The 21,733-nt window shown below is 64.6% G+C and carries 21 protein-coding genes and 1 other RNA gene; 9 read left to right on the top strand and 13 right to left on the bottom strand.

Going from position 1 to position 21,733, the window contains the following annotated elements; genetic code table 11:
* Window positions 1-38 precede the first annotated feature (38 nt).
* On the bottom strand, window positions 39-1,337 hold the full coding sequence (gene argA / locus M5G11_RS09900; protein WP_273909871.1) for an amino-acid N-acetyltransferase: 1,299 nt from the start codon (window positions 1,335-1,337) through the stop codon (window positions 39-41).
* A gap of 115 nt (window positions 1,338-1,452) precedes the next feature.
* Window positions 1,453-2,610 (bottom strand): acetylornithine deacetylase, encoded by a 1,158-nt coding sequence (argE, locus tag M5G11_RS09895; RefSeq protein WP_273909870.1) that lies wholly within the window; start codon window positions 2,608-2,610, stop codon window positions 1,453-1,455.
* Window positions 2,611-2,737: 127 nt separating this feature from the next.
* Here argE and M5G11_RS09890 point away from each other — a divergent pair, with 127 nt between their 5' ends.
* Entirely contained in the window at window positions 2,738-4,129 is a 1,392-nt protein-coding gene (locus M5G11_RS09890) for a CYTH domain-containing protein (protein ID WP_273909869.1), read from the top strand.
* A gap of 129 nt (window positions 4,130-4,258) precedes the next feature.
* On the opposite strand, the gene M5G11_RS09885 is transcribed toward M5G11_RS09890, so the two are convergent.
* On the bottom strand, window positions 4,259-4,723 hold the full coding sequence (locus M5G11_RS09885) for an Lrp/AsnC family transcriptional regulator (RefSeq protein ID WP_273909868.1): 465 nt from the start codon (window positions 4,721-4,723) through the stop codon (window positions 4,259-4,261).
* A 125-nt stretch (window positions 4,724-4,848) separates the two neighbouring features.
* On the opposite strand from M5G11_RS09885, the gene M5G11_RS09880 reads away from it, so the two are divergent.
* From M5G11_RS09880 to M5G11_RS09870, 3 genes are all read left to right on the top strand, one after another.
* Window positions 4,849-5,190, top strand: coding sequence for a hypothetical protein (locus M5G11_RS09880; RefSeq protein WP_273909867.1), 342 nt, complete (start codon window positions 4,849-4,851; stop codon window positions 5,188-5,190).
* 90 nt (window positions 5,191-5,280) lie between these two features.
* Window positions 5,281-6,972 (top strand): GspE/PulE family protein, encoded by a 1,692-nt coding sequence (locus M5G11_RS09875; RefSeq protein WP_273909866.1) that lies wholly within the window; start codon window positions 5,281-5,283, stop codon window positions 6,970-6,972.
* A 66-nt stretch (window positions 6,973-7,038) separates the two neighbouring features.
* Complete coding sequence (locus tag M5G11_RS09870) at window positions 7,039-7,359, top strand: DUF2388 domain-containing protein (protein ID WP_273909865.1); 321 nt, start codon at window positions 7,039-7,041, stop codon at window positions 7,357-7,359.
* 85 nt (window positions 7,360-7,444) lie between these two features.
* On the opposite strand, the gene gcvP is transcribed toward M5G11_RS09870, so the two are convergent.
* The 9 genes from gcvP to M5G11_RS09825 form a co-directional block, all read right to left on the bottom strand.
* Window positions 7,445-10,318, bottom strand: coding sequence for an aminomethyl-transferring glycine dehydrogenase (gene gcvP, locus M5G11_RS09865; protein ID WP_273909864.1), 2,874 nt, complete (start codon window positions 10,316-10,318; stop codon window positions 7,445-7,447).
* A gap of 83 nt (window positions 10,319-10,401) precedes the next feature.
* On the bottom strand, window positions 10,402-10,785 hold the full coding sequence (gene gcvH / locus M5G11_RS09860) for a glycine cleavage system protein GcvH (protein WP_273909863.1): 384 nt from the start codon (window positions 10,783-10,785) through the stop codon (window positions 10,402-10,404).
* Between the two features lie 45 nt (window positions 10,786-10,830).
* Window positions 10,831-11,913 carry a glycine cleavage system aminomethyltransferase GcvT gene (gene gcvT / locus M5G11_RS09855; protein ID WP_273909862.1) on the bottom strand — a complete coding sequence of 361 codons (1,083 nt, stop codon included), beginning with the start codon at window positions 11,911-11,913 and terminating at the stop codon, window positions 10,831-10,833.
* Window positions 11,914-12,033: 120 nt separating this feature from the next.
* Entirely contained in the window at window positions 12,034-13,656 is a 1,623-nt protein-coding gene (locus tag M5G11_RS09850) for an ABC transporter permease (protein ID WP_273909861.1), read from the bottom strand.
* Between the two features lie 143 nt (window positions 13,657-13,799).
* Window positions 13,800-14,801: an extracellular solute-binding protein gene (locus M5G11_RS09845; protein WP_273909860.1), complete on the bottom strand. Its 1,002-nt coding sequence runs from the start codon at window positions 14,799-14,801 to the stop codon at window positions 13,800-13,802.
* Window positions 14,802-14,904: 103 nt separating this feature from the next.
* Entirely contained in the window at window positions 14,905-16,122 is a 1,218-nt protein-coding gene (locus M5G11_RS09840) for a 2-octaprenyl-3-methyl-6-methoxy-1,4-benzoquinol hydroxylase (protein WP_273910049.1), read from the bottom strand.
* A gap of 59 nt (window positions 16,123-16,181) precedes the next feature.
* The gene (gene ubiH, locus M5G11_RS09835) at window positions 16,182-17,381 is read right to left on the bottom strand and encodes a 2-octaprenyl-6-methoxyphenyl hydroxylase (protein ID WP_273909859.1); all 1,200 of its coding nucleotides are present in this window, start codon (window positions 17,379-17,381) and stop codon (window positions 16,182-16,184) included.
* On the bottom strand, window positions 17,378-18,718 hold the full coding sequence (gene pepP / locus M5G11_RS09830) for a Xaa-Pro aminopeptidase (protein ID WP_273909858.1): 1,341 nt from the start codon (window positions 18,716-18,718) through the stop codon (window positions 17,378-17,380). The genes ubiH and pepP overlap by 4 nt, the downstream gene beginning before the upstream one ends.
* 19 nt (window positions 18,719-18,737) lie before the next feature.
* The gene (locus M5G11_RS09825) at window positions 18,738-19,292 is read right to left on the bottom strand and encodes a YecA/YgfB family protein (protein ID WP_273909857.1); all 555 of its coding nucleotides are present in this window, start codon (window positions 19,290-19,292) and stop codon (window positions 18,738-18,740) included.
* Between the two features lie 155 nt (window positions 19,293-19,447).
* Between M5G11_RS09825 and M5G11_RS09820 the strand changes: the two genes are divergently transcribed.
* The 4 genes from M5G11_RS09820 to M5G11_RS09805 all read left to right on the top strand — a co-directional run bounded on the left by M5G11_RS09820 (window position 19,448) and on the right by M5G11_RS09805 (window position 20,861).
* The gene (locus tag M5G11_RS09820; RefSeq protein ID WP_273909856.1) at window positions 19,448-19,657 is read left to right on the top strand and encodes a TIGR02449 family protein; all 210 of its coding nucleotides are present in this window, start codon (window positions 19,448-19,450) and stop codon (window positions 19,655-19,657) included.
* Window positions 19,654-19,971, top strand: coding sequence for a cell division protein ZapA (locus M5G11_RS09815; RefSeq protein ID WP_273909855.1), 318 nt, complete (start codon window positions 19,654-19,656; stop codon window positions 19,969-19,971). The genes M5G11_RS09820 and M5G11_RS09815 overlap by 4 nt, the downstream gene beginning before the upstream one ends.
* Window positions 19,972-19,990: 19 nt before the next feature.
* Window positions 19,991-20,168, top strand: a non-coding RNA gene (gene ssrS, locus M5G11_RS09810) — 6S RNA.
* Between the two features lie 87 nt (window positions 20,169-20,255).
* Entirely contained in the window at window positions 20,256-20,861 is a 606-nt protein-coding gene (locus M5G11_RS09805) for a 5-formyltetrahydrofolate cyclo-ligase (RefSeq protein ID WP_273909854.1), read from the top strand.
* A 17-nt stretch (window positions 20,862-20,878) separates the two neighbouring features.
* Here the strand turns inward: M5G11_RS09805 and M5G11_RS09800 are convergent, their stop codons facing one another.
* Complete coding sequence (locus tag M5G11_RS09800) at window positions 20,879-21,022, bottom strand: hypothetical protein (RefSeq protein WP_273909853.1); 144 nt, start codon at window positions 21,020-21,022, stop codon at window positions 20,879-20,881.
* Between the two features lie 184 nt (window positions 21,023-21,206).
* On the opposite strand from M5G11_RS09800, the gene M5G11_RS09795 reads away from it, so the two are divergent.
* Window positions 21,207-21,656, top strand: coding sequence for an EVE domain-containing protein (locus tag M5G11_RS09795; RefSeq protein WP_273909852.1), 450 nt, complete (start codon window positions 21,207-21,209; stop codon window positions 21,654-21,656).
* Window positions 21,657-21,733 lie beyond the last annotated feature (77 nt).

Genomic DNA, 21,733 nt, shown 5'->3' with positions numbered 1-21,733 from the left:
GCTGACCCTGTGGGAGCCGGCCTTGCCGGCGATTGCTTTTAAAGGGCTTTTTCGAAGATCTTCGAATTGCGCTGATAGTTGTACAACGAGGCCCGCGCCGCCGGCAGCCGCTCGACCCCGCTCGGGGCAAAGCCGCGCTCGCGGAACCAGTGCGCGGTACGGGTAGTCAGCACGAACAGGGTGTTCAGGCCCATCTGCCGCGCCCGCACCTCGATCCGCTCCAACAGTTCATCCCCGCGCCCGCCGTGGCGATACTCCGGGTTCACCGCCAGGCACGCCAGCTCACCCGCCTTGGAATCGGCAATCGGGTACAAGGCCGCACAGGCGATCAGCATCCCGTCGCGCTCGACCACACTGAACTGCTCGATCTCGCGCTCCAGCACCTCGCGCGAACGCCGCACCAGGATGCCCTGCTCTTCCAATGGGCGAATCAGTTCCATCAAGCCACCCACATCCTCGATGGTCGCCTCGCGCACCTTCTCGAACTGCTCCTGCGCCACCAGCGTACCGCCACCGTCACGGGTGAACAGCTCGGTCAGCAGCGCGCCGTCCTCGCCATAGCTGACGATATGGCTGCGTGCCACGCCGCCACGGCAGGCCTCGGCCGCCGCATCCAGCAACTCGCCCTGGTAATCATTGCCCAGACGCTCCAGGTGCGCCGGCACCTGCTGCGGGCGCAATTCACGCACTAGCTTGCCATCGGCATCGATCAGGCCGCGTTCAGCGCCGAACAACAGCAGTTTGTCGGCTCCCAGCTCAATAGCTGCACGGGTAGCGACGTCTTCGCAGGCCAGGTTGAAGATCTCGCCGGTCGGCGAATAGCCCAGCGGCGACAGCAGCACGATGGAGCGCTCGTCGAGCAGGCGGTTGATACCCTTGCGGTCGACCCGGCGCACTTCGCCGGTGTGGTGATAGTCGACCCCTTCGACCACCCCGATTGGCCGCGCAGTGACCAGGTTGCCGGACGCCACGCGCAGGCGCGAGCCTTGCATCGGCGAGGCGGCAAGGTCCATCGACAGGCGGGCCTCAATCGTGATGCGCAGCTGACCGACGGCATCGATCACGCATTCCAGCGTGGCCGCATCGGTGATGCGCAGGCCGTGGTGATAGTGGGCACTGAGGCCACGGGCGTTCAGGCGGCTTTCGATTTGCGGGCGCGAACCATGCACCAGCACCAGGCGCACGCCGAGGCTGTGCAGCAGCACCAGGTCGTGGACGATATTGCCGAAGTTGGGATGATCGACCCCATCACCCGGGAGCATGACCACAAAGGTGCAGTCCCGGTGGGCGTTGATGTAAGGCGAAGCGTGACGCAGCCAATTGACGTATTCGGGCATAACCAGAGCCTGTAGAAAAAGGGACAAGAACGGAAAAGCACACAGCGCTCGAAGGGTTATCGTCGGAACAGGCTTGGCGTCACGCGCACTCTCCTCTTGGAAATAACGGATGGTCTCAGCGGGCAATTACCGGGCTGAGGCAATAATGTTCGATCAGTTCACGCACTAGACGCACAGTAGGCTGCAAGCGTGACATTTCAAGGTACTCGCCAGGCTGGTGGGCACAGGCGATATCGCCCGGGCCCAGCACCAGGGTCTCGCAACCCAGGCGCTGAAGATAAGGCGCTTCGGTGCCAAAGGCTACTGCTTCGGCGCGATGGCCGGTCAGGCGTTCAGCCACCCGCACCAGCTCAGCGTCGGCAGCTTGCTCGAACGGCGGTACTTCGGGGAACAGCGGCGCGTAGTCGATCTGCACCTGGTGCTGCTCGGCCAGCGGCGCCAGCTTGCTGCGGATGGCGGCGCGCAGGACTTCAGGGTCCATGCCCGGCAGGGGCCGCAGGTCGAACTCCAGGGCGCATTGACCGCAGATGCGGTTGGGGTTGTCGCCGCCATGAATGCAGCCGAAGTTCATCGTCGGCTGCGGCACGCTGAACTGCGCGTTGCTGTACTGCTGCTGCCATTGCCGGCGCAGGCCCATCAGCTCGCCCATCACCTGGTGCATGGCTTCCAGGGCGCTGTGGCCCAGGCTTGGGTCGGAGGAGTGGCCGCTGCGCCCGAGGATGTCGATGCGCTCCATCATCACGCCCTTGTGCAGGCGGATCGGCTTGAGCTGGGTCGGCTCACCGATCACCGCTGCCCGGCCCAGTGGGCGACCGGCCTCGGCCAGGGCGCGGGCGCCGGACATCGAGCTTTCTTCGTCGCAGGTGGCGAGGATCAGCAATGGCTGCTTGAACGGTTGGTCGAGCAGCGGCCGCACCGCTTCGATCACCAGGGCGAAGAAGCCCTTCATGTCGCAGCTGCCCAGGCCCACCCAGCGCCCGTCGACCTCGGTGAGCTTGAGCGGGTCGGTTTTCCACAGTTGCGGATCGTACGGCACGGTGTCGCTGTGCCCGGCCAGCACCAGCCCGCCCGGGCCACTGCCGAAACTGGCGAGCAGGTTGAACTTGCCGGGGGTGACTTGCTGAATGTCGCAAGCAAAGCCCAGGTCGCCGAGCCAGCCGGCGAGCAGGTCGATCACCGCGCGGTTGGACTGGTCCAGGCTCGGTTGGGTGCAACTGACCGAAGGCGCCGCGATCAGGGCGGCGAACTGGTCTTTGAGCGATGGCAACGGCATGCGCGTTCTCCTCGGTTCGAGGCCCATCATAGGGCCATCGGGCACCTGGAATAAACCGTCGGCGGCCGAGTCCTGTACACTGCACGGCCAAGACGCTCCCTGTCATCCGAGCCTGGATTACCCAGCAATGCACAAAGAAACCGAAATCAAACTGCGGGTCAGCCGCGAGACCCTCGCCGCGCTGCGCGACCACCCATTGCTGAAGAAGCGCAACAAGTCCGGCTGGCAGCAGCGTGAACTGCTCAATCAGTACTTCGATACCCCCGAGCGTGACCTGGCGGCGGCCAAGGTTGCCCTGCGCCTGCGCCGTGACGGCGACGTGGTCATCCAGACCCTCAAGACCCGCGGCCAGAGCGTTGCCGGCCTGTCCCAGCGCAACGAGCACGAGTGGGAGCTGGCCAAGGCCAAGCTCGACCTGAAGAAGCTCGACGACACCTGCTGGCCGGCCGAACTGGCCGAGCTGGACAAAAAGACCATCAAGCCGCTGTTCACCACCGATTTCACCCGCGAATACGCGGAAATCGCCTGGGGCCGTGGCAAGGCCAAGGTGGTGATCGAGGCGGCCCTGGACCTGGGCACCGTGATCGCCGGCAAGCACAAGGAAGAGATCTGCGAGCTGGAGCTGGAACTGCGCGAAGGCGAGCCTGAAGCCCTGCTGGAGCTGGCCGCGGAGCTGGCCGCCAAGCTGCCGCTGTTCCCTTGCGACATCAGCAAGGCCGAGCGCGGTTACCGCCTGCTCGACCCGAACAGCTACGCGCTGAGCCTGCCGGCTGCCGAGCTGAACGCCGAAATGCCGCTGGACGACGCGTTTGCCGCCCTCGCCTGGAAGCTGCTGGGTGCCAGCCAGCGTCTGGCTGAGCAATACCGTTTCAACGGCCACTGGCGCCTGCTGCAGGACTGGGTTCAGGCCCTGGCCGAACTGCGCGCCCTGGCCAGCAGCCTCGGCCAGGCCGCGCCGCGTACCACCACCCATGCCCTGCGTGCGAGCCTCGACGCCTTGCTGGAAGACTGGCGCCCGCTGGTGCAGTTCGGCAATGACGACGAAGACATCCGCCGTGCGGCACCTGAGCAGTTTGCCGAAGAGTTGCTGGACACCCGCTGGGGCCAGTTCTCCCTGGACACCTCGCGCTGGTTGCTGGCCCGTGGCTGGACCGTCGAGCGCAACAAGCGCGGCGACCGTCAGGGCGCTGCCCAGTTGGCCAACTGGCTGAACGTGTTGCTGGCGGATGAGGCCAAGGCGCTGAACCTGCCGCTGTACCATCGTCAGCCGGAAGACCTGGCTGAACAGCTGCCGCGTATCGAGCGCCTGCTGGCTTGGCTGCACCACGCTCGCCAAGTGCTGGAGAGCCCGGACCTGGACCGCCTGTTCGGTGAGCTGAACAAGCTGCACGAACTGGCCAACCTGCCGATCAGCGACGAAGTGGAAGCCGAGGTCCGTACCGAGGTGCTCGAAGCGCGTATCCATCAGGTGATGGCGGTGTTCCAGAGCCGTGGCTGGAAGCACCTGCTGCGCAAGTAAGTTAGGTGTTGTAGCCGCTGCCCAAAGGCTGCGCTGGAGCCTGCAGGGCTCCCCAAAAGGCGCCTGCGTTGCAGGCGAGCGCAGCCTGCCGGCAGCGGCTACAAATGCACAGGGCGCCCTGCGCCCGCGTCAAACCGGCAAACTCGTCGTGGACTTGATTTCAGACAAGGCCACGATCGAGTTGACCTCCTGGATCCCCGGCACCATCGACAACTTCTCGAAGAAGAACCGCTCGTAGGCTTCGATGTCCGAGGTGACGATGCGCAGCAGGAAATCCACTGCTCCCATCAGCACATAACACTCCAACACCTCAGGAAACTCACGAATCGCCTCGGTGAATTCGGCGAAGTTGGTCCTCCCGTGGGCGTTGAGTTTCACTTCGGCAAAGATCTGCGTGTTCAGGCCGATCTTCTTGCGGTCGAGCAAGGTCACCTGGCCACGGATCACCCCCTCCTCCTTGAGCCGCTGGATCCGCCGCCAACACGGCGACTGCGACAACCCCACCCGTTCGGCCACCTGTGCACTGGACAGCGACGCGTCCTCTTGCAGCAGGGCCAGAATGCGCCGGTCATAGACATCCAGCTCGCTTTGCATAATTAATCCTTTGTCTGCCACTCAGGCGAATAGTTTTATTCGAATGTTCGGCATATTGCCTGAACATAGCGAAAAAATGCCCAGCGGCACGTGTAAAAATTTCTCCATCATTTTTGGAGACCAGCATGAGCGCACTCGAACGCCTGGACAGCCCCGCCACCCCGTTACGTGCCGACGTCTGGGCAGCAAATGCCGCCCACGGCCCAGTCAACTACCGCCTGCTGGTGGAGGCCGAACCGGACAGCCTGTGCCGCGTGCTCAACCTGTTTGCCCTGCAGTTTCTGGTCCCGCACAGCCTGCACATGGAGCCGCAGGATGACCTGCTGGCCATCGAGCTGGGGATCGATGGCCTGAGCTGGCATCGCGCCGAAGTGATCGCTCAAAAAATGCGCAACCTGATCTGCGTGGCTGAAGTCGATCTGTTCGCCGCCACGTCAACGACGCGGCCCCTGGCGCGTTCGGCCTGATCTGGAAAAACCCGGTAATCCTTGCCGCCGTCGCCTGCCCGCCACGCCAGCTAGCCTGTGCAGACACGTGCCTGACTGCAAGGATGCACCATGCCCAGCCCCAGCCCCGACCGCCCATTGGCGCTCAGCGAGTTGCTGCATACGTTGCTTGAACAGCAGCGCATCAGCCCGGACGACTACCGGCAATGCCACGCCCCAACCGACGACAGCGTCCATCCCCTGGAGCAGATTGCCGCCCTCGGCCTGAACGACCGGCGCCGGCCCGGCCAGTCGCTCGACCTCGACACGCTCTGCGAATGGCTGGCCGAACAGGCCGGCCTGCCCTACCTGCGCATTGACCCGTTGAACCTCGACCTGGCCGGGCTCACCGGGCTCATGTCTGCCGCCTTTGCTCGCCGCCACGGCATTCTGGCCGTCGCGCAGGACGCCCACAGCGTCACCGTCGCCAGTGCCCAGCCGTTTGTCAGGGCCTGGGAGGCCGACCTTGGCCTGGTGCTCAAGCGCCGCATCCAGCGGGTGCTGGCGAGCCCCGCGCAGATCCGCCAGCTCAGCCAGGAATGCTTCCACCTGGCCCGCTCGATCAGCGGCGCCAGCCACCTGGACACGCCAGGTGAAGGGGTTGGCAACCTGGAGCAATTGCTGGACCTGGGCAACAACACCCACGAAGCCGATGCCAACGACGCGCATATCGTGAGCATCGTCGACTGGCTGTTGCAGTACGCCTTCGACCAGCAGGCCAGCGATATCCATATCGAACCGCGCCGCGACCAGGGGCGATTGCGGTTGCGCATCGATGGCGTGCTGCACGAGGTCTACCAGTTCCCGCCGCCGGTGACCCTGGCGGTGGTCAGCCGCCTGAAAAGCCTGGGGCGGATGAACGTCGCGGAAAAACGCCGGCCGCAGGATGGCCGGATCAAGACCAAGGCGCCGTCGGGCGATGAAGTCGAGTTGCGCCTGTCGACCCTGCCGACCACCTTCGGCGAGAAGCTGGTGATGCGCATCTTCGACCCGCGCCTGCTGCACAGCGACTTTCGCCAGCTGGGCCTGGACGGTGACGAATTGGAGCGCTGGCACGCCATGCTGCGCCAGCCCCACGGGATCATCCTGGTCACCGGGCCGACCGGCTCGGGCAAGACCAGCACGCTGTACACCACGCTCAAGCACCTGGCCACACCGCAGATCAACCTGTGCACCCTCGAAGACCCGATCGAAATGGTCGAGCCGGCGTTCAACCAGACGCAGGTGCAGCCGGGCATCGACCTGGGCTTTGCCAACGGGGTACGCGCCCTGCTGCGCCAGGACCCGGACGTGATCATGATTGGTGAGATCCGCGACCTCGAGACCGCACAGGTGGCGATACAGGCAGCACTGACCGGGCACCTGGTGCTCTCGACCTTGCACACCAACGATGCCTGCGGCGCCATCGGCCGCTTGCTGGAGCTTGGGGTCGCGCACTACCTGATTCGCGCCACGCTGGTGGGGGTGATGGCCCAGCGGCTGGTGCGCACGCTGTGCAGCGCATGCAAGGAGGCGCAGATGCAGGGGTATCGCGCGGTGGGCTGTCGCGTGTGCCGGCAAACCGGGTATCGCGGGCGCACCGGGCTGTATGAGCTGCTGAGCATGAGCCCGGCGCTCAAGACGCTGCTGCAGGCCGACACCGATCAACAGGCACTGCGTGAACAGGCCGCCCGGGAGGGCATGCGCAGCCTGCGCCTGAGCGGCGCGCAGAAGGTCGCGGATGGCCTGACCACGGTGGAAGAAGTGTTGCGGGTGGCGCCGTGAGGCGGGGAACTAGATCCGGGCAATTTGATCCAAGCTGGCATTGTCATCTCACCTGGAGCTTCACCGATGCGCCTCAAATTTGCAGTCGCCACCCTGGCCTTGCTGTCCCTGCCTGTTGGTTCCGCCATGGCCGACAGTTTCTGGCGCAATGTCATTTCTTCCGGCGCCACGACCGGCTCGACCTACCTGACCTTCAAGGACCACAAGCTGATCGTCGCGGCGCAGGATGATGCCGGCAGCTATGTCGCCAGCGAAGGCGCGATTCGCGGGCCTTACCTGGAGGCGGCGATGCAGAAGGTGCGGGCGGACAACCCTGGGTTGCAGGCCAGCGACATGGAGCTGGCGAATGCGATCCTGGCTAAAAATGCGCTAGCTGAGGCGCCTTGACAGCATCGCCGACAAGGCCGGCCCCCACAGGCTATGCATGCACTGAAGTGGCGCTGTGGGAGCTGGCCTTGCCAGCGATAGCGATCTAACGGTATTCCCCCACCGGCACACACGAACAGAACAGATTACGGTCCCCATACACGTTGTCGACCCGGTTCACCGCCGGCCAGTACTTGTGCATGCGCGCATGCGCGCTGGGCGCAATGCCCTGTTCGATGCTGTAAGGCCGCTCCCATATCCCCAGCACATCCGCCAGGGTATGCGGCGCGCGCTTGAGCGGGTTGTCCTCGGCCGGCCAGTTGCCCTTCTGCACCTCGGCGATCTCCGCGCGAATGCTCAACATGGCCTGAACAAAGCGGTCCAGCTCCGCCTTCGACTCACTCTCGGTCGGCTCCACCATCAAGGTGCCCGGCACCGGGAACGACATGGTCGGCGCATGGAAGCCATAGTCCATCAGGCGCTTGGCCACATCCTCCTCGCTAATCCCGGTCTGCGCCTTCAACGGCCGCAAATCCAGAATGCACTCGTGCGCCACGCGCTCGTTGCGCCCGCGATAGAGCACCGGGAACGCCCCGCCCAACTGCTGCGCCAGGTAGTTGGCGGAAAGGATCGCCACCTCGCTGGCATCGGCCAGCTGCGGCCCCATCATGGCGATATACATCCAGCTGATTGGCAAGATGCTCGCACTGCCCCACGGCGCCGCACTCACCGCCGTATTCTGCGGGTCGGGCCCTGGCACCGGCACCACCGGGTGGCTGGCCACGAACGGCGCCAGGTGCGCACGCACACCTATCGGGCCCATGCCCGGGCCGCCCCCACCATGGGGAATGCAGAAGGTCTTGTGCAAATTCATGTGCGAGACATCGGCGCCAATGTCCGCCGGCCGCGTCAGCCCCACCTGGGCATTGAGGTTGGCACCGTCCATGTACACCTGGCCGCCATGCGTGTGGATAACTTCGCAGATCTCGCTGATGCCCTCCTCGTACACGCCATGGGTCGACGGATAGGTCGCCATCAGGCACGACAGGCGCTCCCCCGCCGCCTTGGCCTTGGCCTTGAGGTCCTCCAGGTCGACGTTGCCGGCCTCGTCGCACTCGACGATTACCACCTGCATCCCGGCCATCTGCGCCGAGGCCGGGTTGGTGCCATGGGCCGAAGCCGGGATCAGGCAGATGTCACGCTGCGCCTGTTTGCGGCTGCGGTGGTATTTGCTGATCGCAAGCAAACCGGCGTACTCGCCCTGGGCCCCCGAGTTGGGTTGCATGCAGATGGCATCGAAGCCGGTGATCGTGCACAGCCAGCTCTCCAGCTCCTCGATCATCGCCTTGTAACCCTGGGCCTGCGCCAGCGGGACAAAGGGGTGCAGGCTGGCGAAGCCCGGCCAGGTGATCGGGATCATCTCGCTGCTGGCGTTGAGCTTCATGGTGCAGGAGCCCAGCGGGATCATCGACTGGTTCAGCGCCAGGTCCTTGTTCTCCAGCTGCTTGAGGTAACGCAGCATTTCGGTTTCGCTGTGGTGCAGGTTGAACACCGGGTGCGTGAGGAATGCCGAGCGGCGCAGCAGGGTTTGCGGAATCCCGGCGGGCAGGCTTTGACCATCCAGTTCGGTGATGTCCAGGCCGTGGTCGGCGCCCAGGAAGATGTCGAACAGGCGCAGCACCGTGCTCTCGTCACTGGTTTCGTCGAGGCTTACCCCCAGGTGCCCGCGCCCGAGGATGCGCAGGTTGATCTGCTGCGCTTCGGCGCTCTGGATGATCGCGGTCTGGGTGCCACCGACCTCAAGGGTCAGGGTGTCGAAGAAGTGCGCGTTGAGCCGACGCAGGCCCTTGCTCTGCAAGCCGGCCGCGAGGATGGTGGTCAGCCGGTGTACCCGCTGGGCAATCCGCGTCAGGCCCTCAGGCCCGTGATAGACGGCGTAGAAGCCGGCGATATTGGCCAGCAGCACCTGCGCGGTGCAGATGTTCGAATTGGCCTTCTCGCGGCGAATGTGTTGCTCGCGGGTTTGCAGGGCCATGCGCAGCGCCAGGTTGCCACGGGCGTCCTTGGACACGCCGATGATGCGCCCGGGCATCGCCCGCTTGAACTCGTCGCGGCAGGCAAAATACGCCGCGTGCGGCCCGCCATAGCCCATCGGTACGCCAAAGCGCTGGCTCGAACCCAGCACCACGTCGGCGCCCTGCTCACCCGGCGGGGTCAGCAGCACCAGGCTGAGGATATCGGCGGCCACGCAGGCGATGGCCTGCTGCTCGTGCAACTGGGCAATCGGCAAGCTCAGGTCGTGAACTCCGCCGTGGGTGTTGGGGTACTGCAGCAAGGCACCGAACACCTGATGCTGGCTGAGGTTGTCCAGCGAGTCGATCACCAGTTCGAAGCCGAAGCCTTCGGCGCGGGTCTGCAGCACCGAGAGCGTCTGCGGGTGGCAATGCTCATCCGCGAAGAACACATTGCTGCGCGACTTCGCCACGCGCTTGGCCAGCGCCATGGCTTCGGCGGCGGCTGTCGCTTCATCGAGCAGCGAGGCGTTGGCCAAATCCAGCCCGGTCAGGTCGATGACCATCTGCTGGAAATTCAGCAACGCTTCGAGCCGCCCTTGGGCGATCTCCGGCTGATACGGCGTGTAGGCGGTGTACCAACCCGGGTTTTCCAGCACGTTGCGCAAGATCACCGTTGGCGTCAGGGTGGCGTGGTAACCCATGCCGATCAGGCTGGTCCACTGCTGGTTCTGCTCGGCATAGCCGCGCAGCTTGGCCAGGGCGGCCTGCTCATCCAGCGCGGCCGGCAAGGCCAGCGCCCGGTTCAGGCGGATACCCGGCGGGACGGTCTGTTCGATCAGTTCACTGCGGCTGGCAACGCCCAGGGCGGCCAGCATGGACTGCTGCTCGGCAGCGTCCGGGCCGAGGTGGCGGCGCAGAAACGGGTTGGGGTCGTACAGTTGGCTCAGGGACGGCAACAAGGACATAGCGGCTCTCTCTTCCTAGACCAAGCCTCGAGGGGTCGAGGCTTATTGAGTCTAGGAAGGGTTTGCCGATCCTGCGGGAAAAACTACTCGCCGATGAAGGCTTTGTAGCCAGCAGCGTCCAGCAGATTCTCCAGCTCTGCCGGATTGCTTGGCTTGAGCTTGAAGATCCAGCTCTCGTACGGGCTTTCGTTCAGCGCTTCAGGGCTGTCGGCCAGCTCTTCGTTCACCGCGATCACTTCACCGCTGACCGGGGAGTAGATGTCCGAAGCGGCCTTGACCGACTCGACCACGCCAGCGGCGTCGCCAGCACTGAATACCTTGCCCACTTCAGCGAGCTCGACGAACACCACGTCGCCCAGGGCTTGCTGCGCGTGATCGCTGATGCCCACGGTGACGGTGCCATCGGCTTCCAGCCTGGCCCACTCGTGGCTCTCGGCGAAACGCAGGTCGGCGGGGATATTGCTCATTGTCATTGTCCTCAACAGGTCAGCGGTCGGCCCGCCGGAATAGGTTCAGATCAGGGTCTTGCCATGGCGCACGAAGGTCGGTTTGACCACCCGCACCGGGTACCACTTGCCACGAATTTCTACTTCGGCGCGGTCAGCAGTGGCCACCGGTACGCGGGCCAGGGCAATCGATTTGCTCAGCGTAGGAGAGAAACTACCACTGGTGATCTCCCCTTCGCCAATTTCCGCGATACGCACCACTTGATGCTGGCGCAATACACCGCGCTCTTCCAGCACCAGGCCGACCAGTTTCGACTGCACGCCGGCAGCCTGTTCGGCCTCCAGCGCTGCGCGCCCGACGAAGTCGCGCTCGGCCGGCTCCCAGGCGATCTTGCCGGCCAGGTTGGAGGTCAGTGGCGAATGCATTTCGTCGATGTCCTGGCCGTAGAGGTTCAGGCCGGCTTCCAGGCGCAGGGTATCGCGCGCACCCAGCCCGCTCGGGGCGATGCCGGCGCCGACCAGGTCGTTGAAGAAGGCCGGGGCTTGCTCGGCCGGCAGGTTGATCTCCAGGCCGTCTTCGCCGGTATAGCCGGTGCGGGCAATGAACCAGTCGCCATCGGCGCGGCCTTCGAACGGCTTGAGCTCACGGATCAGCTCGGCACGCGGGGCACTGACCAGCTCGGCCACCTTCTCGCGGGCATGCGGCCCCTGGATGGCAAGGATCGCCAGCTCCTCGCGCTCGATGACCTCTACGTCGTGACCCACCTTACGGGTTCTTAGCCAGACCAGGTCCTTGCCGCGCGTTGCGGCGTTGGCCACCAGGCGATAGCCACCTTCGGTGCGATAGACCAGCAGGTCGTCGATGACTCCGCCCTGCTCGTTGAGCATGGTGCTGTAGAGGGCCTTGCCGGTTTCACTCAGGGTTGCCACATCGTTGGCCAGCAACTGACGCAGCCAAGGCGTGGCCTGGCTACCGGCGATGTCGATGACGGTCATATGCGAAACGTCGAAGACCCCGCAGTCGCTGCGCACCTGATGGTGCTCCTCGACTTGCGAGCCGTAATGCAAAGGCAAATCCCAACCGCCAAAATCGACCATCTTGGCGCCGAGCGCCAAATGCAGGTCATAAATAGGCGTGCGCTGTCCCATGGGTTTCTCCTTCCGGGCGTGGCCAGGCTACGGCTTACGGCAGCAGATTTCAGCTACCCGGTCAGTCGACCGTCCGCAGAATGCCGCGCATTGTAGCCGCAAGGGAGCAGGCTGGCACCCTCAGCGATGTTGACCAGGGTGACGGGCCGATCGCCGTATCAGGCCGATGACCGGTAGCAGGCCGACCAGCACCAGGCTTAGCGCCGGCAACGAAGCACGCGCCCACTCGCCTTCACTGGTCATCTCGAACACCCGAACCGCCAGCGTATCCCAGCCGAACGGGCGCATCAGCAGGGTCGCCGGCATTTCCTTGAGCACGTCGACGAACACCAGCAAGGCGGCGCTCAGCGCACCGGGCACCAAGAGCGGCAGATACACCTTGAAAAACAAACGTGGGCCGCCGACCCCGAGGCTGCGCGACGCTTCCGGCAACGAGGGGCGGATGCGCCCCAGGCTGTTTTCCAGCGGGCCAAAGGCCACGGCGATGAAACGCACCAGGTAGGCCAGCAGCAAGGCCGACAGGCTGCCCAGCAGCAATGGCCGGCCGGCGCCGCCGAACCAGCTGGACACAGGGATGACCAGTTCGCGGTCCAGATAGCTGAAGGCAAGCATGATCGACACGGCCAGCACCGAGCCCGGCAATGCATAGCCGATATTCGCCAGGCTGACCCCGGCGCGAATGCCGCGCGTTGGCGCCTGCCGGCGGGCGAAGGCCAGCACCAGGGCGGCGCTCACCGTGATCAACGCGGCCATGCTGCCCAGGTAGAGGGTATGCAGGACCAGGTCGACATAGCGCTCGTCCAGGTCGAAACGGCCGCGCTGCCAGCACCAGGCGAGCAATTGCAGCATCGGGATGACAAAGGCGCAGGCAAACACCAGCAGGCACCAGCCGCTGGCGGCAAACGCCTTGATCCCGCGCAGGTGATACAGCGCCTCGCCGCGCGGTCGCTCATTGCTGCCGCGTACCGCACCACGTGCCCGGCGTTCGCCGTAGAGCAGCACCATCACCACCAGCAACAGCAAGCTGGCCAGCTGTGCGGCGCTGGACAGGCTGAAGAAGCCGTACCAGGTCTTGTAGATGGCCGTGGTGAAGGTATCGAAGTTGAACACCGAGACCGCACCGAAGTCGGCCAGGGTCTCCATCAGGGCCAGCGCCACGCCGGCGCCAATGGCCGGGCGGGCCATCGGCAAGGCCACCCGCCAGAACGCTTGCAGCGGAGTTTGCCCAAGCGCCCGCGCGGCTTCCATCAGGCCCTTGCCCTGGGCCAGGAAGGCGTTGCGCGCGAGCAGGTAGACGTAGGGGTAGAACACCAGCACCAGCACCGTGATCACCCCGCCGGTGGAACGTACGCGGGGCAGGCGCATGGGGCCGAACCATTCGCGCAGCAGGGTTTGTACCGGGCCGGAGAAGTCCAGCAGGCCGACGAAGACGAAGGCCAGGACATAGGCAGGAATGGCGAAGGGCAGCATCAGCGCCCAGTCGAGCCAGCGCCGGCCGGGGAATTCGCAGAGGCTGGTCAGCCAGGCCAGGCTTACCCCCAGCAGCGTGACGCCGACCCCGACACCCAGCACCAGGGTCAGGGTGTTGCCCAGTAGCCGGGTCATCTGGGTGTCGAGCAGGTGCGACCAGATTTGCAGGTCGATGCTTTGCCAGGACAGCACCAACACGCTCAGGGGCAACAGCACCAGGGCAGCGAGGGTGTAAACCAGGGGGTACCAGCGGCGTTGGGCGGGGTGGGCCAAAACGGATGTTCTCTATGGGCAAGGTTGCGACCGCGAGGCGGTCGATCGCCGGCAACGCCGGCTCCCACAGAGACCTCAATGTGGGAGCTGGCATTGCCAGCGATGGGGCCCGACAGGGCCCCCGGAAGGATAAAGCCTTGCGCTTAGTTCCAGCCAGCCCGATCCATCAAGCGAATCGCTTCGGCCTGGCGCTTGCCGGCCATTTCCACCGGAATGCTGTCAGCCTTGAAGTTGCCCCAGGCCGCCACTTCTTCCGAAGACGCGACTTTCGGGTTGGCCGGGAACTCCTGATTGATACCGGCGAACATCTTCTGCGCCTCTTCACCGGTCATCCACTCGACCAGCTTGATCGCCGCCTCAGGGTGCGGGGCATGCTTGGTCAGGCCGATGCCCGAGAGGTTCACGTGCACGCCACGGTCACCCTGGTTAGGCCAGAACAGCTTGACCGCCAGCTTTGGGTTGTCCTTGTGCAGACGCCCGTAGTAGTAGGTGTTGACGACGCCCACGTCGCACTGGCCAGCATTGATTGCCTGCAGCAGCGCGGTGTCATCGGAGAACACGTCCGTGGACAGGTTGTTCACCCAGCCCTTGATGATCTCTTCGGCTTTCTTCTCGCCATGGGTTTCGATCAGGGTGGCCGTCAGCGACTGGTTGTAGACCTTCTTCGCCGTGCGCAGGCACAGGCGGCCTTCCCACTGCTTGTCGGCCAGGGCCTCGTAGGTGGTCAGCTCTTCAGGCTTGACCCGCTCGGTGGAGTAGGCGATGGTCCGCGCACGTACGCTCAAACCGGTCCAGTCACCGGAGGAGGCACGGTACTGCTTGGGAATATTGGCGTCGATGACCGCCGACTTGATCGGCTGGAGGATGCCCATCTGCTCGGCCTGCCAGAGGTTGCCGGCATCCACGGTGAGCAGCAGGTCGGCGGTGGCATTGCTGCCCTCGGCCTTGATGCGCTGCATCAGCGGCGCTTCCTTGTCGGTGATGAACTTGACCTTCACCCCGGTCTTGGCGGTGTAGGCATCGAACACCGGCTTGATCAGCTCGTCGATACGCGAGGAGTAGACCACTACCTCATCCGCTGCCTGGGCAGTGCCGCCGAACAGGGTGAGTGCCAGGGCGGCGAGTAAGTGCTTGCGGGGCAACATGATAGCGGTCCTCGGTATGCAAGAGAGGTGCAAATGGTAGTGAATGCCATTTGCCTTCTCAACCGAACACCGAACGGAAGGATTACCGGATGTTGCGGGCCACTCAGGCCCGCGCCAATTCCGGCAGGTCGCCGCTCAGGCCCAAGGCCTGGCGGACAAACAACGCCTTGGCTTCCGGCAGTTGCTCGACCCATTTCAAACCGCTGTTGCGCAACCAGCGCAGCGGCAGCGGATCGGCCTGGAACAGCCGCTCGAAGCCTTCCATCGCGGCCATCAATGCCAGGTTGTGCGGCATGCGCCGACGCTCATAGCGGCTCAGCACGCGGACATCGGCCAGGCGCTCGCCGCGCTCATAGGCGTGCAGCAGCTCTTCGGCGAGTACCGCAGCGTCGAGGAAACCCAGGTTCACGCCCTGCCCGGCCAGCGGGTGAATGGTGTGGGCGGCGTCACCGATCAGCGCCAGGCCCTCGGCGACATAGCGCTTGGCGTGGCGCTGACGCAGCGGTACGCACACCCGTGGGTCGGCTTCGAGTACGTCGCCCAGGCGACCTTCAAACGCCCGCTCCAGCGCTGCGCAGAACTCGGCATCCGGCAAGGCCATCAGACGCTCGGCCTGCTCCGGGGTGGTCGACCAGACAATCGAGCACCACTCCTGCTTGCCATCACGGGCCAATGGCAGGAACGCCAGTGGACCGTCATCGGTGAAGCGCTGCCAGGCCGTAGCCTGGTGCGCCTTGGCGCAGCGCACGCTGGTGACGATGGCGTGGTGCAGATAATCCCATTCGCGGGTTTCGCAGCCGGTCAGGCGACGCACCGCCGAGTGCGCGCCATCGGCGGCGATCACCAACGGCGCACGCAGGGTGCGGCCATCGGCCAGGGTCAGCAGCCAGTCATCGCCGGAGCGACGCATCTGCTCCAGCCGGGCGTTGGCCAGCAGGCCGATTTCGCTGTCGTGCAGGCGCTCCAGCAGGCCGTCCTGCACCACGCGGTTCTCGACGATGTGCCCGAGTACTTCGGCATGCACGCTGGCGGCCGAAAAATGAATCTGCCCGGTGCCGCTGCCGTCCCACACATGCATGTCCGAGTACGGGCTCAGGCGCCGCTCGCTCATGCCCTGCCAGGCGCCAAGGCGCTCGAGGATGCGCTGGCTGGCAGCCGACAAGGCGCTGACACGCGGCTCGAACGGTGCATCGACGTCAAACGGCTTGACCGTCATCGGGCTGCCGTCGAGCAGGAGAATCTCCAGGCCACTGTGCTGCAAGGCCAGGGCCAGGGCGCTGCCGACCATACCGGCACCGACAATCAACAGATCTGCGCGCATTTCCATGCTTTAAGCCTGTCTCGCGGGCGGCCGAAGCCGCTGATAAAAGAAAGAAGGGGTCATGCCTTGCCTTGCAGGTCCGGGCGGGTGCCCAGGCCCATCGCCTGGCGGGCGAACCAGCGTTTGGCCGGCGGCAGCAGGTCCAGGCCCAGCAGGCCAAGGTTGCGCCCGGTGGCCAGCAACGGCTGGGAAGTACCGAACAACCGCGTGACCTGGTCGGAGAAGCCGACGGTCAGTTCCTGGTCCAGCCGCTGGCGTTCGAGGTACGCCTGCAAGGTGGCGAAGTCGCCCGGACGCTCAGGCCCGGTGAGCAAGGCATCGGCCAGCGACTGCACATCACGCAGCGACAGGTTGAAGCCCTGCCCGGCAATCGGGTGCAGGCTGTGCGCGGCGTTGCCCAGCACCACCAGGTGCGGGCGCACCTGCTCCTGGGCTTCGACCAGGGTCAGCGGGTAGAGATGCCGCGCGCCAACCTGGCGCAAGGCGCCCAGGCGATAGCCAAATGCGTCCTGCAACTCGCTGAGGAAGCTGCGTTCATCCAGCGCGGCGAGGCGCTTGGCGTCCATCCCGACGCGGGTCCAGACCAGCGCGCAGCGGTTTTCCGGCAGCGGCAGCAGGGCCATCGGGCCGTCGTCGGTGAAGCGTTCGAAGGCTTGCCCGCAATGGGCTTCGCTTGGGGTGATATTGGCGATCAACGCGCTCTGGTTGTAGGGCCGCTGACGCACATGGATGCCCAGTTGCTCGCGCAGGCCGGAGCGGCCGCCATCAGCGAGCACGGCCAGGTCGCACTCCACAACGGTTTCATCGTTCAGCGACAGCCGGTAGCCGTCTTCGAGCACCTGCATGGCGGTGACTTCGGCCGGGCAGCGCCAACTGACCACCTCGGCATCCAGGCCTTGCCACAGGCATTGCCCGAGCCAGGCGTTCTCGACCACGTAACCCAGGGCCGGCACGCCTTCCTGGAGCGCATCCAGGCGGGTGGCGCCAAAGCGGCCACGGTCGGACACCTGGATCTGCCGGATCGGCTCGGCGCGGCGGCTGATCGCCTGCCACAGGCCAAGGCGTTCATAGATTTGCCGGGTGCCAAAGGACAGCGCCGAGGAGCGCGCGTCGTAGCTGGGCTGGAAGCTGTCGCCGGGGGCGAACGGCTCGATCAGCAGGATCTTCCAGCCACGCGCCTTGGCCCCGGCCTGCAGGGCCAACGCCAGGCTGGCACCGACCAGACCGCCACCAATGATCGCCAGATTGACCCGGTTCATGCCGCCTCGCTTCGCGCGGCAGCCATCAAGGCTTCGATTTCAGCGACCGTCTTCGGCACGCCGGAGGTGAGGATTTCACAGCCCTGCTTGGTTACCACCACGTCGTCCTCGATACGTACGCCAATGCCGCGCCATTTTTTCGCGACGTTCTGGTTGTCCGGGGCAATGTAGATGCCCGGCTCGACCGTCAGGGCCATGCCCGCTTCAAGCACGCGCCACTGGCCGCCGACCTTGTATTCGCCCACATCATGCACATCCAGCCCCAGCCAGTGCCCGGCGCGGTGCATGTAGAAGGCACGGTAGGCCTCGCTTTCAATCAATTCCTCGAGCTTGCCCTTGAGCAGGCCCAGCTCAACCAGGCCCTGGGTGATGACCTGCACGGTCGCCTCGTGGGCATGGTTCCAGTGCTTGCCCGGGGCGATCACTGCAAATGCCGCTTCCTGCGCCTTGAGCACCAGTTCGTAGATCGCCTTCTGTTCCGGCGAGAACCTGCCGCTGACCGGGAAGGTGCGGGTGATGTCGCTGGCGTAGCAGTCGATCTCGCAGCCGGCGTCGATCAGCACCAGGTCGCCGTCCTTGAGCGGTGCGTTGTTCTCCTGGTAATGCAGGATGCAGCTGTTGCGCCCCGCCGCGACGATCGAGCCATAGGCCGGCATCCGCGCCCCGCCCTTGCGGAACTCGTAGTCCAGCTCGGCTTCCAGGCTGTACTCATGCAGGCCGGCACGGCAGGCCTGCATGGCCCGCACATGGGCTCGCGCCGAGATCGCTGCCGCTTCGCGCATGACCTTCACTTCCGCCGCCGATTTATACAGGCGCAGGTCGTGCAGCAGATGATCCAGGGCAACGAATTCGTTCGGCGGCTGGGAACCCATGCCGGCCTTGGAACGGATCAGGTTGATCCACTCCATCAGGTGGCGGTCGAACTCGGCATTGCTGCCCATCGCCGAATACACCCGGTCGCGGCCTTCGATCAGGCCGGGGAGGATGTCGTCGATGTCGGTGATCGGGAACGCGTCGTCGGCGCCAAAGTCGCGGATGGCGCCTTCCTGGCCAGCGCGCAAGCCATCCCACAGCTCACGCTCGGGGTTGCGCTCGCGGCAGAACAGCACGTACTCGCCGTGCTCGCGGCCGGGGATCAGGGCGATCACCGCCTCGGGCTCGGGGAAGCCGCTCAGGTACTGGAAGTCGCTGTCCTGGCGGTACACATGCTCGACGTCGCGGTTGCGGATAGCCACTGCGGCGGCGGGCAGGATAGCGATGCTGTTGGGTTCCATCTGCGCCATCAGCGCCTTGCGGCGCCGGGCGTATTCCGCTTTCGGGATATGGATTACTGGCACGAGGAACCCCTGTTCGGCATCAGTGCAAGGAAGGCTTGGCGGCAGGCGCTGCCGGCTTGGTCAGCTCGGTGAACAGCAGCAACGGCGCGATGCGTACGTACTCCATGACTTCCATGTAGTCGTTCTCGCCTTCGTCGGATTCTTCAAGCGCGTCCTGGATCTGCGAAATGGCATCCAGATCGCCCAGTACTTCCCTGGCTTCGGCGCTCAGCACCAGGCCACCGGAGTTCAGGCCAAAGCCGCTGAGGAAGCCCTGGCACCACTGGCCAAGTGCTTCGGCACGCTGGGTCAGTGGCAGCTCGTCACCCGGCAGCAGCAGCACGACAGTGATATCGTCGCCGGTGAGTTCGCCCTTGACCATCTCTTGAAGACCGATCAAAGCGTTACGAACGTTGTCTGAAGGTTCGTTCTCGAGCAGTTCGCTGGCATCGGCCAGCCAGCTCTCGGCATCGAAGCCGGCGCCGGCACAGCTGCGCCCGAGCAACAGCCCGTGCAGTTCTGCAGGAGAAACAGGATGCCCGTTGCTGGACAGCAAGGTGGCGAAAGCGGTGTACGGCGAATTGGTATTGGGCATGGGCAGCTAGGCGCCAGACGGCGCAATGTCTAGAATGAAGACCTTGTATCCTAGCACCGGCAGGCGCGCCAAGACCATCGACGCAGCCAACTCGCGACGAGGCGGTGCAAGGAACGCCGGGGCAACCACCAGTCAGACGAATCGAGTGGCAAGCAATGCAAGAGAACGAGCTGCAAGCGCTGATGGGCCGGTTCGAACTGCTGATTGAGCGGGTCGAGCAACTTAAACGGCAAAACGCACTCCTATTAGCTCAGGAAAAATCCTGGCGTGAGGAGCGCGCCCACCTCATCGAAAAAAACGAAGTCGCGCGGCGTAAGGTCGAATCGATGATTTTGCGGCTCAAGGCCCTGGAGCAAGACTCATGAGTTCAAGCAATAGCGTCACCGTTCAGATCCTCGACAAGGAATACTCGATCATCTGCCCGCCCGAAGAGCGCAGCAACCTGGTCAGTGCCGCACGCTACCTGGACGGCAAGATGCGCGAGATCCGCAGCAGCGGCAAAGTCATCGGCGCCGACCGCATCGCCGTGATGGCCGCGCTGAACATCACCCACGACCTGCTGCACAATCAGGAACGCCCCGAGGTACAAGGTACCGGCGCCACCCGCGAGCAGGTCCGCGACCTACTCGAACGCGTGGATGCGGCCCTCTCCGACGATCCGGATGCAAAATCGAACTGAGTTTCGGGTATACTCTCGCCACTCCCTGGAGTGCTTGCCAGTCGGTCATGTCCCTGAGCCGATACGCACAACCACGGGGGTTGCACGTGGGGCCGGTGTGCATGTCCGCTTGACGGAAAGCCTTAACGCCTCCTGCAATCTCCACCTTGAACTTTCGGGTTCAAGGGCTACACCGACAGCGGTTCGTCGGGGAGCCTGTTTTTGATTGCCCACGCCCTTTTCTCCTGCGCGTGGGTACCCGAGTTGCCACCCCGCGTGGCAGCCGCCCAGGGACCGCCCGTGCCATGACCGACACCGCGCCGCTCACCCGCCCCCAGCTTCGCCGCCTGCTGCGCAACGCCCGCCGCGCCTTGAGCCCGGCCGAACAACGTCTGGCTGCGCAGGGGTTGTACCGGCAACTGGCGCAGCACCCACTGTTCCGCCGCGCCCGGCATATCGCCCTGTACCTGCCCAACGACTGCGAGATCGACCCGCGCCTGTTGCTGCGTGAAGCCCAGCGCCGCGGCAAACGCACCTACCTGCCAGTGCTGCACGCCTGGCCGAAGACCAAGATGGCGTTCCAGCGTTTTGAGCACGGTGAAGCGCTGCGCCCCAACCGCTTCCGTATTCCGGAACCACGGGTGAACCTGGCCCGGCAACGACCGGTATGGGCGCTGGACCTGATTTTGCTGCCGCTGGTGGGGTTCGACGAAGAAGGTGGGCGCTTGGGCATGGGCGGCGGCTTCTATGACCGCAGCCTGGCCTATCAAGGCCGGCGCAAGGCCTGGAAGAAACCCCTGCTCCTGGGGTTGGCCCATGAATGCCAAAAGGTCGAGCAACTGGCGCAGGCCAGTTGGGATGTACCGTTGCAAGGCACGGTATCAGACAAGGGATGGTACCTGGCGCCCTGAGCAGGCCGCCATTTCACTCAACGCTTGGCAGGTGTGATCGGCAGTTCGTAGGCGGTGGTGTCGACTTTGCGCTCCCAAAGGCTTTGCGCATAGCCAGTGGTGACCACGCCGATGCCGAACAGAAAGACCAGTATCCACAGCAAATCCGGTTTGCGATTCATCGATTGCCCCCCTCAGGCAAACTGATCACGATGACAGCAACGGTTTTTTTATAGGCCGTGCAGCAGCGTCAAGCTTAAAATCCCGGCATTCTCCGACAACCTGCGGCATCACGCAAACGTTGACGCCAACCGGCCGTCGGTTTCATGCAACAGCTTATTACGAACCCAGGCAGGAGCTGAATCCATGGCCTATTGGCTAATGAAATCCGAACCCGACGAGCTCTCGATCAAGGACCTCGCCAAACTCGGCGAAGCCCGTTGGGATGGGGTACGCAACTATCAGGCACGCAATTTCATCCGCGCCATGGCCGTGGATGACGCGTTCTTCTTCTATCACTCCAGCTGCCCCGAGCCGGGCATCGCCGGGATCGCCCGCATCACCGCTGCGGCCTACCCCGACCCGACTGCGCTCGACCCGCAAAGCCACTATTTCGACGCCAAGGCCAGTACCGAGAAGAACCCCTGGAGCGCCGTCGACGTGGCCCATGTCGAAACCTTCAGCAAGGTGCTGGGCCTGGGCTACCTGAAGCAGCAGAGCGTGCTGGCGGAACTGCCACTGGTGCAAAAAGGTAGCCGTCTGTCGGTGATGCCGGTGACCGCCGAGCAGTGGGCGGCGGTACTCGCCCTGCGCTAAACGGGGTAGGATGCCCGCTCGTTTGACACGTATCAAAACGCCAAGGTCGGCGAAACGTCACACTCTGACGCTACTGC

The organism is Pseudomonas fontis, assembly GCF_028656955.1.
Classification (GTDB): domain Bacteria; phylum Pseudomonadota; class Gammaproteobacteria; order Pseudomonadales; family Pseudomonadaceae; genus Aquipseudomonas; species Aquipseudomonas fontis.
Note: the sequence above shows the minus strand (reverse complement) of the source record. Positions and strands in the feature narration are given on the sequence as shown.

What these genes read in the sequence shown, in the direction of transcription:
- argA (WP_273909871.1), bottom strand. Translation starts at nt 1,337, where the DNA reads ATGCCCGAATACGTCAATTGGCTGCGTCACGCTTCGCCTTACATCAAC.
- argE (WP_273909870.1), bottom strand. Translation starts at nt 2,610, where the DNA reads ATGCCGTTGCCATCGCTCAAAGACCAGTTCGCCGCCCTGATCGCGGCG.
- M5G11_RS09890 (WP_273909869.1), top strand. Translation starts at nt 2,738, where the DNA reads ATGCACAAAGAAACCGAAATCAAACTGCGGGTCAGCCGCGAGACCCTC.
- M5G11_RS09885 (WP_273909868.1), bottom strand. Translation starts at nt 4,723, where the DNA reads ATGCAAAGCGAGCTGGATGTCTATGACCGGCGCATTCTGGCCCTGCTG.
- M5G11_RS09880 (WP_273909867.1), top strand. Translation starts at nt 4,849, where the DNA reads ATGAGCGCACTCGAACGCCTGGACAGCCCCGCCACCCCGTTACGTGCC.
- M5G11_RS09875 (WP_273909866.1), top strand. Translation starts at nt 5,281, where the DNA reads ATGCCCAGCCCCAGCCCCGACCGCCCATTGGCGCTCAGCGAGTTGCTG.
- M5G11_RS09870 (WP_273909865.1), top strand. Translation starts at nt 7,039, where the DNA reads ATGCGCCTCAAATTTGCAGTCGCCACCCTGGCCTTGCTGTCCCTGCCT.
- gcvP (WP_273909864.1), bottom strand. Translation starts at nt 10,318, where the DNA reads ATGTCCTTGTTGCCGTCCCTGAGCCAACTGTACGACCCCAACCCGTTT.
- gcvH (WP_273909863.1), bottom strand. Translation starts at nt 10,785, where the DNA reads ATGAGCAATATCCCCGCCGACCTGCGTTTCGCCGAGAGCCACGAGTGG.
- gcvT (WP_273909862.1), bottom strand. Translation starts at nt 11,913, where the DNA reads ATGGGACAGCGCACGCCTATTTATGACCTGCATTTGGCGCTCGGCGCC.
- M5G11_RS09845 (WP_273909860.1), bottom strand. Translation starts at nt 14,801, where the DNA reads ATGTTGCCCCGCAAGCACTTACTCGCCGCCCTGGCACTCACCCTGTTC.
- M5G11_RS09840 (WP_273910049.1), bottom strand. Translation starts at nt 16,122, where the DNA reads ATGCGCGCAGATCTGTTGATTGTCGGTGCCGGTATGGTCGGCAGCGCC.
- ubiH (WP_273909859.1), bottom strand. Translation starts at nt 17,381, where the DNA reads ATGAACCGGGTCAATCTGGCGATCATTGGTGGCGGTCTGGTCGGTGCC.
- M5G11_RS09825 (WP_273909857.1), bottom strand. Translation starts at nt 19,292, where the DNA reads ATGCCCAATACCAATTCGCCGTACACCGCTTTCGCCACCTTGCTGTCC.
- M5G11_RS09820 (WP_273909856.1), top strand. Translation starts at nt 19,448, where the DNA reads ATGCAAGAGAACGAGCTGCAAGCGCTGATGGGCCGGTTCGAACTGCTG.
- M5G11_RS09815 (WP_273909855.1), top strand. Translation starts at nt 19,654, where the DNA reads ATGAGTTCAAGCAATAGCGTCACCGTTCAGATCCTCGACAAGGAATAC.
- M5G11_RS09805 (WP_273909854.1), top strand. Translation starts at nt 20,256, where the DNA reads ATGACCGACACCGCGCCGCTCACCCGCCCCCAGCTTCGCCGCCTGCTG.
- M5G11_RS09800 (WP_273909853.1), bottom strand. Translation starts at nt 21,022, where the DNA reads ATGAATCGCAAACCGGATTTGCTGTGGATACTGGTCTTTCTGTTCGGC.
- M5G11_RS09795 (WP_273909852.1), top strand. Translation starts at nt 21,207, where the DNA reads ATGGCCTATTGGCTAATGAAATCCGAACCCGACGAGCTCTCGATCAAG.